Origin of the sequence: Algoriphagus taiwanensis, assembly GCF_036245645.1 — a bacterium.
Taxonomy (GTDB): Bacteria; Bacteroidota; Bacteroidia; order Cytophagales; family Cyclobacteriaceae; genus Algoriphagus; species Algoriphagus taiwanensis.
Genome location: NZ_BTPE01000009.1, coordinates 130,960 through 145,051 on the forward strand (window position 1 = coordinate 130,960; position 14,092 = coordinate 145,051).

Annotated in this window: 10 protein-coding genes; 8 read left to right on the forward strand and 2 right to left on the reverse strand. The window is 45.8% G+C overall.

The genetic code is table 11. The features are described from left to right. Positions 1–111 precede the first annotated feature (111 nt). The 6 genes from AAA938_RS13445 (at position 112) to AAA938_RS13470 (ending at position 7,894) form a co-directional block, all read left to right on the forward strand. On the forward strand, positions 112–1,731 hold the full coding sequence (locus AAA938_RS13445) for an ABC-F family ATP-binding cassette domain-containing protein (RefSeq protein WP_338229258.1): 1,620 nt from the start codon (positions 112–114) through the stop codon (positions 1,729–1,731). A gap of 11 nt (positions 1,732–1,742) precedes the next feature. Further along, positions 1,743–3,131, forward strand: a complete 1,389-nt coding sequence (locus AAA938_RS13450) for a high affinity choline transporter 1 (protein WP_338229259.1) — start codon at positions 1,743–1,745, stop codon at positions 3,129–3,131. Beyond that, complete coding sequence (locus tag AAA938_RS13455; protein ID WP_338229260.1) at positions 3,128–4,309, forward strand: class I SAM-dependent rRNA methyltransferase; 1,182 nt, start codon at positions 3,128–3,130, stop codon at positions 4,307–4,309. Before AAA938_RS13450 ends, AAA938_RS13455 begins: the two co-directional genes overlap by 4 nt. Before the next feature lie 71 nt (positions 4,310–4,380). Beyond that, entirely contained in the window at positions 4,381–4,815 is a 435-nt protein-coding gene (locus tag AAA938_RS13460) for a hypothetical protein (RefSeq protein WP_338229261.1), read from the forward strand. 223 nt (positions 4,816–5,038) lie between these two features. Next, positions 5,039–7,285, forward strand: coding sequence for a TonB-dependent receptor (locus AAA938_RS13465; protein WP_338229262.1), 2,247 nt, complete (start codon positions 5,039–5,041; stop codon positions 7,283–7,285). Positions 7,286–7,297: 12 nt separating this feature from the next. Then, entirely contained in the window at positions 7,298–7,894 is a 597-nt protein-coding gene (locus tag AAA938_RS13470; RefSeq protein ID WP_338229263.1) for a hypothetical protein, read from the forward strand. Between the two features lie 69 nt (positions 7,895–7,963). Here the strand turns inward: AAA938_RS13470 and AAA938_RS13475 are convergent, their stop codons facing one another. Further along, a complete protein-coding gene (locus AAA938_RS13475; RefSeq protein WP_338229264.1) occupies positions 7,964–8,470 on the reverse strand; it encodes a hypothetical protein in 507 nt (168 codons plus the stop codon). A gap of 132 nt (positions 8,471–8,602) precedes the next feature. On the opposite strand from AAA938_RS13475, the gene AAA938_RS13480 reads away from it, so the two are divergent. Together AAA938_RS13480 and AAA938_RS13485 are read left to right on the forward strand one after the other, a co-directional pair. Then, a complete protein-coding gene (locus AAA938_RS13480; RefSeq protein WP_338229265.1) occupies positions 8,603–10,195 on the forward strand; it encodes an ATP-dependent DNA ligase in 1,593 nt (530 codons plus the stop codon). Then, on the forward strand, positions 10,185–12,644 hold the full coding sequence (locus tag AAA938_RS13485; protein WP_338229266.1) for a ligase-associated DNA damage response DEXH box helicase: 2,460 nt from the start codon (positions 10,185–10,187) through the stop codon (positions 12,642–12,644). Before AAA938_RS13480 ends, AAA938_RS13485 begins: the two co-directional genes overlap by 11 nt. Here the strand turns inward: AAA938_RS13485 and AAA938_RS13490 are convergent. Continuing rightward, positions 12,641–14,089: a TrkH family potassium uptake protein gene (locus tag AAA938_RS13490; RefSeq protein ID WP_338229267.1), complete on the reverse strand. Its 1,449-nt coding sequence runs from the start codon at positions 14,087–14,089 to the stop codon at positions 12,641–12,643. The two genes, AAA938_RS13485 and AAA938_RS13490, sit on opposite strands and share 4 nt — an antisense overlap. Between the last annotated feature and the right edge of the window lie 3 nt (positions 14,090–14,092).

Below are 14,092 nucleotides of genomic sequence, written 5' to 3' on the forward strand. Positions count from 1 at the left end.
ATTGTCATTGGTCAAATTTTCCTCCTCGCTTTTGAGTAAGGGCCTAGAGGAGACTCCATGGAAAAATTATTATTCCCTATCTTTGCGCCTTCTTAAAGCAAAAACACACCCATGATTTCAGTAGATAATCTTTCCCTTAAGTTTGGAAAAAGAACACTTTTTGAAGATGTCAATCTCAAGTTCACTCCCGGCAACTGCTATGGGGTGATTGGGGCCAACGGAGCCGGAAAATCCACTTTTCTAAAAATCCTTTCCGGAGAAATCGACTCTACTTCAGGAGCCATCAATATCACTCCAGGTCAGAGAATGGCCGTTTTGAAGCAAAATCACTTCGAATTTGATGAGGTGGAAGTGCTGAAGACCGTATTGATGGGTCACAAAAAGTTGTATTCCATCATGGAAGAAAAAGATGCCATCTACCTGAAAGAGGATTTTTCCGAAGCAGACGGAATTCGAGCTTCTGAGCTTGAAGCTGAATTTGCGGAAATGGATGGCTGGAATGCAGAATCGGATGCGGCTGCCCTCCTATCCGGCTTGGGGATTTCTGAGGACATCCACTACACTCCCATGAAAAACCTGGCCGGTAACCAAAAAGTACGTGTCCTCTTGGCACAGGCTCTTTTTGGCAATCCGGATATCCTGATTCTTGACGAACCTACCAACGACCTTGATGCAGAAACCATCGTTTGGCTGGAAGACTTCCTGATTGATTTCAAAAACCTGGTCATAGTTGTATCTCACGACCGTCACTTTTTGGATACTGTCTCCACTCATATCGTGGATATTGACTTTGGCAAGATCAAAATCTACTCAGGTAATTACACCTTCTGGTATGAGTCTTCCCAACTTGCTCTCAAGCAGCGCTCCGACCAAAACAAAAAGGCAGACGAAAAGCGAAAAGAACTTCAGGAATTCATCGCCCGATTCTCTGCCAACGTGGCTAAGTCCCGTCAGGCTACCGCTCGAAAAAAGATGCTCGAAAAACTTAATGTGGACGACATCGAGCCTTCCAGCAGAAAGTATCCGGGAATCCAGTTTAAGCAGGAAAGAGAAGCCGGAGACCAAATCTTCATGACTGAAAATCTGGAATTGAAGGAAGACGGAATCACCTACTTCACTGATGTGAACCTGATGGTGGACAAAGGGGATAAAATCGCTTTCATCTCAAAGACTAAACAGGCGGTTAATAAGTTTTTTGAAGTCATCATGGAGGAAAACAAGCCCACCAAAGGCAGCTTGAAATGGGGAGTGACCATCAACAAAGCTTATCTCCCCAATGACAACTCCAAATATTTCCAGTCAGAATTGAATCTGATCGACTGGCTGAGACAATATTCCAGCAATCAGGAAGAGGCTTACGTCCGAACCTTTCTGGGAAGAATGCTTTTCACGGGCGAAGAGACGTTGAAAAAGTGTTCTGTTCTTTCCGGAGGGGAAAAGGTCCGCTGCATGATTTCCCGAATGATGCTCCAAAATCCCAACCTTTTGGTCATGGATGAACCGACCAATCACTTGGACTTGGAATCCATCACTGCATTCAACAACGCGATCATCGAATTCCAGGGAACCGTATTGATGAGCTCCTATGACCACACCTTTGTGCAGTCTTCCTGTAACCGGATCGTGGAATTCACTCCAAATGGCACCATTGATCGCAGAATGCCTTACGACGATTACTTGGCAAGCGAAGAGATCAAAGCTCTGCGAGAGAAAATGTATGGAAAAAGCTAAGTCCTACTGAATTGCTACTCACCGCAATTCTAATCTATTTGGGGGTGACCGTCGGCATTGGCGTGTGGTCATCCAAACTGGTGAAAAACTCCGGTGATTTTGTCCTGGCTGGACGATCCTTGCCCCTATTTCTCTCTGCTTCAGCTCTTTTCGCCACTTGGTTTGGTTCGGAGACGATCTTCGGGGCTTCCTCGGTGTATCTGGAAGAAGGTCTTTTGGGAGTAATCGAAGATCCTTTTGGTGGAGCTCTTTGTCTGATTCTCTTCGGAATGTTTTATCTGCGGCCCATGTATGGAATGAATGTGCTGACGATTGGGGACGTATTCAAAAAGATATTCGGAAGAAGGGTTGAGTTTTTTGCCTCGATCTTCATGATTCCGGCCTATTTCGGCTATGTCGCTGCCCAATTGGTAGCTCTCAGTTTGGTCTTGGGTGCAGTAACTGATCTGACCCTACTTCAAGGTATTCTCATTTCAGGAGGCATTGTGGTGTTTTACACCTTCCTGGGAGGAATGTGGGCCATTTCTATCACGGACTTTATCCAGACCACCATGATAGTAGTCGGGTTGGTTTGGGTAGCAGTGACCGTTGCACAAGAGGCGGGTGGGGTTCAGGAGATATTTGCGCAAGCACCTCCCGAAAGCTTTCAGTTTTTCCCGGAAAACACCTGGTCAGCTTGGACCAAATACCTCGGAGCATGGGCAATTCTGGGCTTGGGAAGCATTCCATCCCAAGACATCTATCAGCGGGTCATGGCCTCCAAATCGCAAAAAGTAGCCGTTCAGTCCACTTATTTGGCAGGTATTTTCTATTTGACCTTTGGCTTACTTCCTCTTTTCATAGCCTTGGGTGCCAAAGTACTTTATCCCGAGCTTTACCTGGAAAATAAGCAGATGCTGCTTCCCTCTATGATTTTGCAGCATGGAGGAATCGGAATCCAGATTGTTTTCTTCGGCGCCTTGATTTCCGCAATCATGAGTACCACAAGTTCCGGGCTATTGGCCCCTTCTGCGATCATTTCTGAAAATATCATTCGTCCCTACTTTGGGGAAAAACTGGATGACAGGCATTTTCTTTGGATATTGAGAATCAATGTGGTCTTGGTAGCCCTCATTGCTATCTTGATGGCTTCTTGGAAATCCAATATTTACGAATTGGTAGCCGGTGCGTCCATCTTGATGCTCGTATCCCTTTTCGTACCCCTTACCGCTGGACTCTATTGGAAAAAGGCCTCCAAAATGGGGGCACTGATGTCTATGGTGTTTGGGATGATTGCCTATCTCGCAGCCGAAAATTACGACTGGGTGGAGGAAACCCATCTTTTTGGATTGGGGGCAAGTATAGTATCCATGATCTTGGGAAGCTTTTCCTTCCCTGACAAAAAATCAAGCAGAGCATGAATTATCCTAGGTTATTTCTTCAAAAAGGCAAAGAGATCTCTCTCTATCGCAGACACCATTGGGTCTTCTCCGGAGCTGTGGCCAAGGCTGAACCCAGTCTGGAAAACGGGGAATTGGTTTCGGTTTATTCCTATAAAAATGAATTCCTTGGAATCGGCCATTTTTCCAATGGTTCCATTCGGGTAAGAATCATTTCCTTTGAGGAAAGAGAGATTGATCAAGCGTTTTGGAAAGAGAAAATTGCTTCGGCCTTTGATTTAAGAAAGAGAATTGGATTAACTGATAATCAAGAAACTAACGTGTATCGATTAGTCCATGGAGAAGGAGATTTGGTCCCGGGTCTGATCATTGATTATTACAAAGGAACCGCGGTAATCCAAGCCCATCATGTAGGGATTCATCGGCACTTGGAAGATATTGCACAAGCTCTTCGGGAAGTATATGGAAGTGAACTGAAAGGTATCTACGACAAGAGTTCAGAGACCCTTCCCCGGGATTCCGGTATTGCTTCCAATCATTGGGTATGGGGAAAAGCAGACACTGATTTGGTCCAGGAATACGGTGCCAATTACAGAATTGACTGGGAAAAAGGGCAGAAAACAGGCTTTTTTATCGATCAGCGGGAAAACAGAAAACTGGTCTCCACCTACGCCAGAGGGAAAAAAGTACTCAACACCTTCTGCTATTCAGGAGGGTTTTCAGTCTTAGCTCTTCAGGAAGGCGCAAGGGAGGTCCATTCGGTGGATATTTCCCCCAAAGCCATTGAGTTGACCGAGGAAAATGTGAAGCTAAATCCAGGCTTTGAGGGCCGTCACGAATCCATTGTGGCTGATGTCGTCAAGTACATTCGTGAAATCGGGGATGATTTTGACCTGATCATTTTGGACCCTCCGGCATTTGCCAAAAACATCAAAGCCCGCCACAATGCCGTGCAGGGCTACAAAAGGCTTAATCTTGAAGCAATCAGAAAAATTAAACCCGGAGGCATCCTTTTCACCTTTTCCTGCAGTCAGGTAGTGGACAAGAATCTATTTGCCCACACCATCACTGCGGCAGCTATGGAAAGCAAAAGAAAAGTGAAAATCCTACACCACCTCTCCCAGCCTGCGGATCATCCGGTGAATATTTTTCACCCTGAAACAGAGTATCTAAAAGGACTGGTTTTATATGTCGAATAAAGAATTCGAACAATAGGGAGCTTTTCCTACTTTCATTTGTGCTATTTTCACATCGGTAAAAAAATACAACTATGTACACAGGACTTCAACATGCCCATTCAGGACTGGCTTATTTGGCTCTAGCTGCTTTGGTTTTGGTAATCATCTATGCGCTGATCGGATCACTTTCAGGACGAGCATTTACTGAAAAAGACCGAAAAATCGCCATGATCGCCTTTATCCTTTCTCATACCCAGCTTTTGATCGGATTGATTCTTTACTTCGTAAGTCCCTTGGGCTTTTCCTTGTTGACCGGCGGTGGTGCTATGTCTGACTCAGCCGCTCGCCTGACCGCTTTGGAGCATCCTTTGATCAATATCGTAGCGATCATCTTGATTTCTGTGGGATATATTCGCGCAAAGAAACTGGTAGATTCCCGAGCCAAATTCAGAAGTATTTACATGCTTTACGCAATAGGTCTGGTATTGATTCTAAGCCGTATTCCATGGGCGGCTTGGTTGGGTTAATCTCCATCAAAACAAACTCAATCCGGTTTAGCAAAGCCGGATTTTTTTTTGTCAATTCCAGCTCCTTCAATACATCCAGTTTATCGACCACTTAAAAATCTATGCAACTTTGTTTCAAAAAGATTGGTTAAATGAATTAGCAAAAACTACTTTTGCAACGGTGTTACAAAAAGCGTTTCTCTTCAGCCTTCTTTCTTTTTTCCTCCTAGGAAATGGATTGTCTATGGCTCAAAGATGCAATCTGGTGCTCAGAGGTAAAATTCTTCATCAAGAAAATGACAACCCAATAGAGGCAGCCTATGTGATGGTACTGGAAAACAGAACCGGAGCAGTTTCGGATGCAAATGGGAATTTTATCATCCGTGACCTCTGCCCCGGAACTTACACCATAATGGTTCAATATATCGGACACCAGGAAATTCGTACAACCATAGAATTGAGCGGAACATCACTCAATCAGACTTTCAGAATGAAGGAAGAATCCATAGGCTTGGAAGGAGTAGAGGTGCATGGACACAGAGAAAGTGTGCAGACCACCACGGCTGTCACCTCCCTTTATGGTGAAGCCCTTCTCGAATCCAGAGGAGAAAGCTTGGGTGAAAGTCTAAAAAGAGTGGCCGGGGTGACTACTTTTTCTACCGGAAACACCATTTCCAAGCCAGTGATTCACGGCCTTCACAGCAATCGAATCATGATCCTAAACAACGGAATCCGTCTGGAAGGTCAACAATGGGGTGCAGAACACGCACCGGAAATTGATCCTTTTCTGGCTGATGAAATCACGGTGATCAAAGGTGCGGAAACAGTGCGTTTCGGTCCGGAAGCGATGGGCGGAGTCATTTTGGTCAATCCTCCTTCCCTGCCCACCTCGAAGAAAAATCAAACTGATATTCACATTCTGGGAGGAACAAACTCTTATATGGGCAACATTTCAGCTGCTCATACCGGAGGTTCGGACAAGATCAAAGGGCTAGGTTACCGGGTTCAAGGTTCGGCTAAACGTGCCGGAAATGTCCGAACACCCAACTATTATCAGGGAAATACCGGAATGGCCGAGTACAACTTCTCTGCTTCCACAGGCTACAGTTCCCAAAAGTTGGGAGCGGAACTCTATTACAGCTTCTTCAATACAGAAATTGGGATTTTGAGGGATTCCCACACCGGAAATCTTTCCGATTTGCAGGAAATCATCAACAATGGAGAGCCTTTTATCAAACCCGATTTCACCTACGAAATCAACAATCCAAAGCAGGTAGTATCCCACCATTTGGCCAAAGTCAAGACCCATTATCACCTATCTCCGGAATGGAAAATAAATTTTCAATACGGATTCCAACTCAATCAGCGACAGGAGTTTGATCGAAGAAGAGGTGAGCTGAACAGCCGACCCAGTTTGGATTTGGAATTATTTACCAACACACTTGATCTCTTTGTGGATCACACCCGGAAGAATACATGGAGTGGTTCTTTTGGAGTGAATGTAATTCAACAGGCTAATTCTAATGTACCGGGTACTGGAGTTACACCATTGATTCCTAACTACGACATGATCAATGCCGGAATCTATGCGATGGAAAAGTACCTCAAAGGTCCTTTGGAACTGGAAGGGGGTCTGCGCTATGATTTCCGAACCGTCAGCGCGGCCCGATTTGTCGGAAGTGAGCTTCAGCAGGCAGATCTGGATTACCAAAACTTCTCTGCCTTCTTTGGGGGTAGGTATCAATTGAGCCCTTATTTCTCCTTCACTTCCAATCTGGGAACAGCTTGGAGACCACCTAATATCAATGAGCTTTTCAGCCAAGGCCTGCATCATGGCGCCGCAGCAGTAGAAATCGGAGATCCGGATATGGTATCTGAAAACTCCGTGAAATGGGTCAATGGCCTGGAATACGAGAGCAAAAAAGCACTGATCGAGCTCACTGCCTATGCCAACCGGATCAACAATTACATCTACCTCAATCCCACAGGAGAGACCTTTGTCAGTCTGAGAGGAACATTTAATGTGTACGAATACCTTCAAGCCGACGCCTTCTTCTATGGGGTAGACTTGTCGGGAAGCTATTCTTTCACTGACCAGTTCAGTGGCTACCTGAAAGGATCCCTAATCCGGGCTCGAAATACAGAGGAAGACAGCTTCTTCCCTTTCATTCCTTCAGACAGGATGGATTGGGGACTTTCTTATCAGTTTGGAAAGAAAGACCAGCCAAATAACAGAATTACATTAAGCAACTTGTTGGTGGCTCAGCAGACCCGGGAGCCTGATTTTGACTTGGCACCTGCCCCACCGGCCTATGCCCTGTTTAATCTGGGATACCAAAGGAAAATCAAACTCGGTGACAATTCACTTAATCTCGGGCTTCAGGTGACTAACCTTTTCAATACTGAATTCAAAGAATACATGAACCGTTTCCGCTACTTCACCGCGGATATGGGAAGAAATATATTAATCAAACTCAACTATCAATTTTAACCAAAAATCCTTATGAAAAACTACACCAAACTACCGTTGTACCTATTTGCAGCACTTGGCTTTGCCTTTGCTTCTTGCGAAAGTGATGATCCGGTAGAAGAAAACGATGGCGAAGTAATCACAGATGTAACGCTTTCCTTCCAAGAAGTGGATCAAAGCAACAACCCGGTAGGCAGTCCATTTTCTTTCACAGCGAGTGACCCTCAGGGTATAGAAGTAGGTGGTTCTCCCACTATCGAAACAGTCACCCTTACAAGAGGAAAAACCTACCTCATGTCCATTGAGGTATTTAACTCTATCGAAAACGAAGACATCACAGAAGAAATTGAAGAGGAAGCTGATGAGCACCAATTCTATTTCTTAGGAAGCGGTTTTGATAGCAATATCCTGACGATTGCCTATTCAGACCCTAACGGAATCGCTTTAGGTCTTCTAAATCGACTTGGCGTTTCTTCTTCTCCTGGAACTAACAATGCCCAAATGAGAGTAGTCTTAAGACACGATTTGGACAAAAACTTCCCTGGTGCGAACAATCCTAATTTTGCGAATTTCGTACAGGCTGGAGGCGAATCAGACTTGGATATCACATTCCCGGTTGTGATCAACTAATTCAAAAAATGACCCAAACAAAAAAAGCAGCTTTCGGGCTGCTTTTTTTATGCTTTATGTTCAGTTTGTTCAGAAATCTTTTCCGCAGACTGCAACTTTTTGGGGATCAAATCCGGCTGATGGATTAACTCCTACATTTCCTGCTACCAAAATCACCTCGTAATCAGGCCCTTCGTTAGCTAAGTGGATTTTGACATGCCCGTCAAATAGGGACATTTCTTCAAAGGTAAGTCTTGACCCATTGGATAATTGACCCAATTGGGTAACCGATTTCAAGTCTTTGGCAGAGACAGGATTTAAAATGAAAGCAATCGGTGAGTCTGCCTGGTCGTAGCTTCCAAAGTGAAGATGGGCCGGAAATGAATAGTCCGTATTGGAAGTAGGCCCATCCATTCTCAAAGTCAACTCCAAGTTACCATCGGTCAGCTCTTTCACGACCAAGTTTCCATCAAAATCATAATCACTGGACTTAAAAAGTTCAAATTCCAATTGACGTCCTGTATAAAGATCGGGCTCTTGCTCGCTGCAAGACCACAAGCCAGCCATTACGACCAATCCAAGGATTAACTTTTTCATAAATTCCGAGTTTTTCATTTCTAACGAACACTTCTGGGAAGCTGTTCATTTATTAGCTAAAATTATCAATTAAAACCACATTTTCGGTGATCTAGCTCACTTTCCTGAGCTTCACCTTTTGAACATCCGCCCATGAAGCATTTTGCCCAACTCATCTCCCGATTGGACCAATCCAACAAGACTGGAGACAAGGTGGACGCATTGCTTCAGTTTTTTGAAGAAGCGGCCGATTCTGATAAAGTCTGGGCCATTGCAGTTTTTTCCCACCGGAGGCCCAAAAGGCAGGTCAATACCCGACAACTGCGGGAATGGTGCATGGAAAAGTCCGGGATTCCCGAATGGCTTTTCGAAGAAAGCTATCATACGGTTGGGGATTTGGCCGAAACCATTGCTTTACTTCTCCCCCAAGCCAAACAATCCAACTCGCTGACGCTTTCGGAATGGATTGATCGATTGATTTCCTTGGAAAATCAAGAAGAAGAATCCAAGAAAGTCTTCATTGTTCAGGCTTGGGACGAGTTGGACCGCACGGAGCGCTTTGTATTCAACAAGCTGATCACAGGAGGCTTTCGAATCGGAGTCAGTCAAAACTTGATGATCCAAGCCTTGGCAAAGTATCTTGACCGGGACAAATCCCAGATTGCCCACGCACTGATGGGAAATTGGGATCCGCTAAACCTGAGTTTTGACGACCTATTTGACCAAGGCGAAATTGAGCAGGACCTGTCCAAGCCTTACCCTTTCTTTTTGGCGCATCCATTGGAGGCCGAGCCGGAGGAGTTGGGAGAAAGAAGCGAGTGGTTTGCCGAATGGAAATGGGACGGAATTCGGGGGCAGCTTATCCGTAGACAAGGTGAAACTTTTGTCTGGAGTCGAGGAGAAGAACTGGTCAATGAGAAGTTCCCTGAGCTTCTGGATTTGGCCGAAAATCTCCCGGACGGAACAGTCCTAGACGGTGAAATTCTCGCCTTCAGTGAAGGCAAACCCCTACCCTTTGCACTTCTCCAAACCCGAATCGGAAGAAAGAACCTTAGCAAAAAGCAGCTGACAGAAGCACCTGTAAGTCTTCTCGTCTATGACTTGCTGGAGTGGAAGGGAAAAGATATCCGGGATTGGCCTTTGGCAGAGCGAAAAAAAATTCTTCATGAACTGCATCAATCCCATGCTCATCCCGGATTTGAGCTTTCGGAGGCATTATCCCCCAAATCTTGGAAAGATCTTGGGATCATCCGACAGGAGTCCAGAGAGCACTTTGCCGAAGGCCTGATGCTAAAAAAACTCGATTCTCCCTACGAAGCTGGAAGAAAGCGGGGAAGCTGGTGGAAATGGAAAATCGAACCCCTGACCATTGACGGGGTGATGATTTACGCTCAAAAAGGCCATGGACGGAGAGCTGACCTCTATTCGGATTACACCTTTGGAGTGTGGGAAGGAGACCGTTTGGTTCCTTTCGCCAAAGCCTACTCTGGGCTGACCGATGCGGAAATGCGAGAGGTGGATGCTTTTGTGAAAAAGAATACCAAGGAGCGCTTTGGGCCTGTAAGGACCGTGAAACCTGAGTTGGTTTTTGAAATTGCCTTCGAAGGAATTCAGGACAGTCCCCGTCACAAAAGCGGGATTGCATTGAGATTTCCCCGAATTTCACGCTGGAGAAAAGACAAACCTATGGAGGAAGCGAATACACTGGAAGACCTGAAATCCCTGCTCAAAGTCTATGGAGGATAAGAATCTGGAAATCGGCTTGGAGTTTTTCAGGCAAAAAGGCTGGAATCCTTTTCCTTTTCAGTTGGAGACCTGGAGAGATTTTTTGGCAGGAAAGTCAGGACTTCTCAATGCGCCTACCGGTTCGGGAAAGACCTTTGCACTTTGGTTCCCAGCCATTTTGGAATACATCCAAAATCATCCAGATACTTGGAAAACCCCAAAAAATGACGGAATTCAGTTGATTTGGGTCACTCCTCTCCGAGCTTTGGCACAAGACCTCCAAAAAGCCATGCAAGAGGTCTGCGACACCATCGGCCTTCCCTGGCAGGTCGTAGTACGAAATGGAGACACCGACGCCAAAACCCGAGCAGCTCTGAAACGTCGGCCTCCCCAATGCCTGATTACCACGCCGGAGACACTGCATATTCTCATTTCCCAAAAAGATCACAGGAATCTTTTTCAGTCTCTGAAAGCAGTGGTCGTAGACGAATGGCATGAACTGGTAGGAAACAAGCGAGGAGTGCAGGTTCAGCTGGCTTTGGAATACCTTCAGGCCATCTGCCCCAATCAGTTCAGAAGATGGGCTGTCTCGGCTACCATTGGCAACCTTCAGCAGGCCGCCCAAACGCTATTGGGTAATGAACTTCCCATCCACATCGTCAAAGCCAAAGTAGAAAAGGAAATCCTGATTCGTTCTGTCTTTCCGGAGGAAATCGAAAAATACCCTTGGGCAGGCCACTTGGGCATTCGCATGCTTGATCAGGTCATCTCAATCATTGAAAGCGGCAAATCAGTACTTCTCTTCACCAATACCCGCTCCCAAACAGAAATTTGGTACCAGAAAATCCTGGAAACCCGACCCGACTGGGCAGGCTGGATTGCCATGCACCATGGTTCTTTGGATATGTCCGTGAGGGCCTGGGTAGAAAATGCGCTCCATGAAGGAATCCTGAAACTGGTGGTGTGCACTTCAAGTTTGGATTTGGGAGTAGACTTCAGGCCTGTGGACCGGGTCATCCAAGTGGGAAGCCCAAAAGGAGTCAGTCGCTTTGTACAGCGGGCTGGACGGGCAGGCCATCAACCCGGACTTCCTTCAGAAATATTCTTTGTCCCCACCAATGCACTTGAACTGGTCGAAGCAGCAGCTCTCCGGAATGCCATCGAAAAGGAAGAAATGGAATCCCAGTACACTCCTGAACTGCCCTACGACGTGCTGATTCAGTTTTTGGTCACCTTGGCTGTTGGAGAGGGATTTGATCCTGAATTTATTTTTCCTTTGGTCAAGAGGACCCGGTCTTTCTCCAAACTGAATGAAGAGGAGAAACAATGGATCATGGACTTCATCACCAAAGGAGGAGCTTCATTGGGCAATTACGAGGATTTTCTCAAAGTTGTCCTAGATGAAGATGGGCTCTACCGGGTCAAAAGCAAGAAAATCGCCATGAAGCACCGGCTCAGTATGGGCACCATCGTCTCGGATGTCAATCTGCGGGTGAAGTTCAAGAATGGCACTTATCTCGGTTCGGTAGAAGAGTATTTCATCTCCAAAATGAAAGTTGGGGACCGTTTCTTTTTTGCAGGACGAAGCTTGGAACTCCTTCAGGTGAAGGGGATGGATGTTTTTGTGAAAGTGTCCGAAAAGAAGACTTCAAATGTGGTGAGCTGGATGGGAGCAAGAATGTCTTTGTCTTCCATGCTTTCAGATAAGATTCGGGAGATTTTCAAGGAATACAACCAAGGAATCATCCGATCTGAGGAAGTGCAAAGGGTGTTGCCCATTCTTGATCTGCAGAGCAAACTATCCGTAGTACCGGATGGGGAGACTTTCCTGATCGAATCCCTTCAGTCCAGGGATGGATATCATCTGTTTTTCTACCCTTTTGAGGGGAGAATGATGCATGAATTGATGAGTGCCTTGATCGCTTATCGGATTTCCCAAAGCTACCCCGTCTCTCTGAACATGGCCATGAATGACTATGGCTTTGAAATCTTGTCTGATTCGCCGATTTCGATCGAGGAGCTGATTGAGGAAGATATTTTTACCCTGAAAAACATTGAGGAAGATATCCTTCACTGCGTCAATGAAAGTGAGATGTCCCGAAGGAAATTCAGGGAAATCGCCAGCATTGCGGGATTGGTTTTTCAGGGCTATCCCGGCAAGCCCACCTCTTTCAAGCACATTCAGGCCAATTCCAGCTTGCTATTTCAAGTTTTTGAGCAATATGACCCGGAAAACCTCCTTCTTACACAAGCTCGCCAAGAGGCACTCAATCAGCAGATGGAGCAGGAGATGTTCATTCGGGCAATGAAAAAACTGAACCGCTCCCGATTCAGCATTCAATACCCGACCCAGTTTACTCCTTTCTCCTTTCCGATCATGGTAGACAGACTCAGCCGTACCAACATTTCCTCAGAAAGTGTGGAAGATAAGGTGGCCAAAATTCTGGCTCAGATGGAAGAAGTGGATTAATTGGCTCTCCAGAAAAACGGAGTAAACAGAATCAGAATCGTGAACAACTCCAAACGACCCAAGAGCATCAGGAAGGACAGGATGTACTTTGCCGCAGGCGAGAAAAAGGCGAAGTTATCAACCGGACCTACTTCCCCAATTGCCGGACCCACATTTCCCAAACAGGTAGCCACCGCTCCAAGTGAGGTGGAAAGGTCATAGCCAAGCAACGAAATCGCCAATGAACCTCCCACAAAGGTGCTGAGGTAGATCAAAAGGAAGTTCATGATGTTATTGATGATTCTTCCTGTGACCCGCTCTCCGTTGATGATCAAGGGTACGATCGCACGTGGGTGAACGATTCGCTTGAATTCAAGCCAAGAGTTTTTGAGGAAGGTCACGTGACGGATAAACTTGATCCCTCCTGCAGTGGAACCTGCGGAACCACCCAAAAACAGCATCATAAAGCAAATGTAGGAGATGCCTTTTCCATATTGGGTATAATCATCCGTAACAAATCCTGTGGTGGTAATCAATGAAACCACCTGAAAAGAAGCCTTCCTAAAGGATAATTCTACCCCATTGTCGGAGTTGAAGAAAATGCCTACAAAGAGTCCCAAAGTGAGCAAAATGACGGCTCCACTATATGCTTTAAACTCGTCACTTTTCACAATTCTGGAAAACCTTCCCACCAATCCAAAGTAGATCAGCGTAAAGTTAGTCCCCGCCAAAAACATAAAAAAGACAGCAGCATATTGGATAAATGCCGAATCATAATAGGCCATGCTGGCATTTTTGGTGGAAAAACCTCCCGTAGCCATGGTGGTCAAGCCATGGTTGATCGCATCGTAAAAAGTCATTCCCCCGATCCAATAGGCCAAAGTAGCTAGCGCAGTTAAGCCCACATAGATATACCACAAACGCTTCGCTGTTTCAGAAATTCTGGGGTGTACTTTATCCGAAGTGGGTCCGGGCGACTCAGCTACAAAGAGTTCAGACCCACCAATTCCCAAAAGCGGGAAAATAGCAACAGTCAATACGATGATTCCCAAACCTCCAATCCACTGAGTCATACTCCGCCAAAAAAGGAGGCCTTTGGGCATGGCTTCGATGTCGTTAAGAATAGACGCTCCGGTTGTGGTCAATCCGGAAACCGTTTCAAAAACTGCATCGGAAAGACTGGTAATTTCTTCCGAAAGCAAGAACGGCAACATTCCGAAAAGAGACATGATTACCCAGCTCAAGGCAACGATCAAGTATCCTTCCCGCTTCCGGATGAGCTGATCATATTTGGCAAAAGAAAAGAAAAAGACTAGTCCAAGAAAAACGGAGATAGCTGCTGAAATAGCCAATGGGGCTGAATTTTCTCCGTAAATCCATGAAATACTTACCGCAGGTAGCATCAGAACCCCGATCAAAAACATCAAGGCTCCCATGATTTTACCTATAGCTTTGAGATGGACCATCGC

Bases quoted from the DNA above. Each gene is read 5' to 3' on its own strand.
- AAA938_RS13445 (WP_338229258.1), top strand. From the start codon at position 112: ATGATTTCAGTAGATAATCTTTCCCTTAAGTTTGGAAAAAGAACACTT.
- AAA938_RS13455 (WP_338229260.1), top strand. From the start codon at position 3,128: ATGAATTATCCTAGGTTATTTCTTCAAAAAGGCAAAGAGATCTCTCTC.
- AAA938_RS13460 (WP_338229261.1), top strand. From the start codon at position 4,381: ATGTACACAGGACTTCAACATGCCCATTCAGGACTGGCTTATTTGGCT.
- AAA938_RS13465 (WP_338229262.1), top strand. From the start codon at position 5,039: ATGGCTCAAAGATGCAATCTGGTGCTCAGAGGTAAAATTCTTCATCAA.
- AAA938_RS13470 (WP_338229263.1), top strand. From the start codon at position 7,298: ATGAAAAACTACACCAAACTACCGTTGTACCTATTTGCAGCACTTGGC.
- AAA938_RS13475 (WP_338229264.1), bottom strand. From the start codon at position 8,470: ATGAAAAAGTTAATCCTTGGATTGGTCGTAATGGCTGGCTTGTGGTCT.
- AAA938_RS13480 (WP_338229265.1), top strand. From the start codon at position 8,603: ATGAAGCATTTTGCCCAACTCATCTCCCGATTGGACCAATCCAACAAG.
- AAA938_RS13485 (WP_338229266.1), top strand. From the start codon at position 10,185: ATGGAGGATAAGAATCTGGAAATCGGCTTGGAGTTTTTCAGGCAAAAA.
- AAA938_RS13490 (WP_338229267.1), bottom strand. From the start codon at position 14,089: ATGGTCCATCTCAAAGCTATAGGTAAAATCATGGGAGCCTTGATGTTT.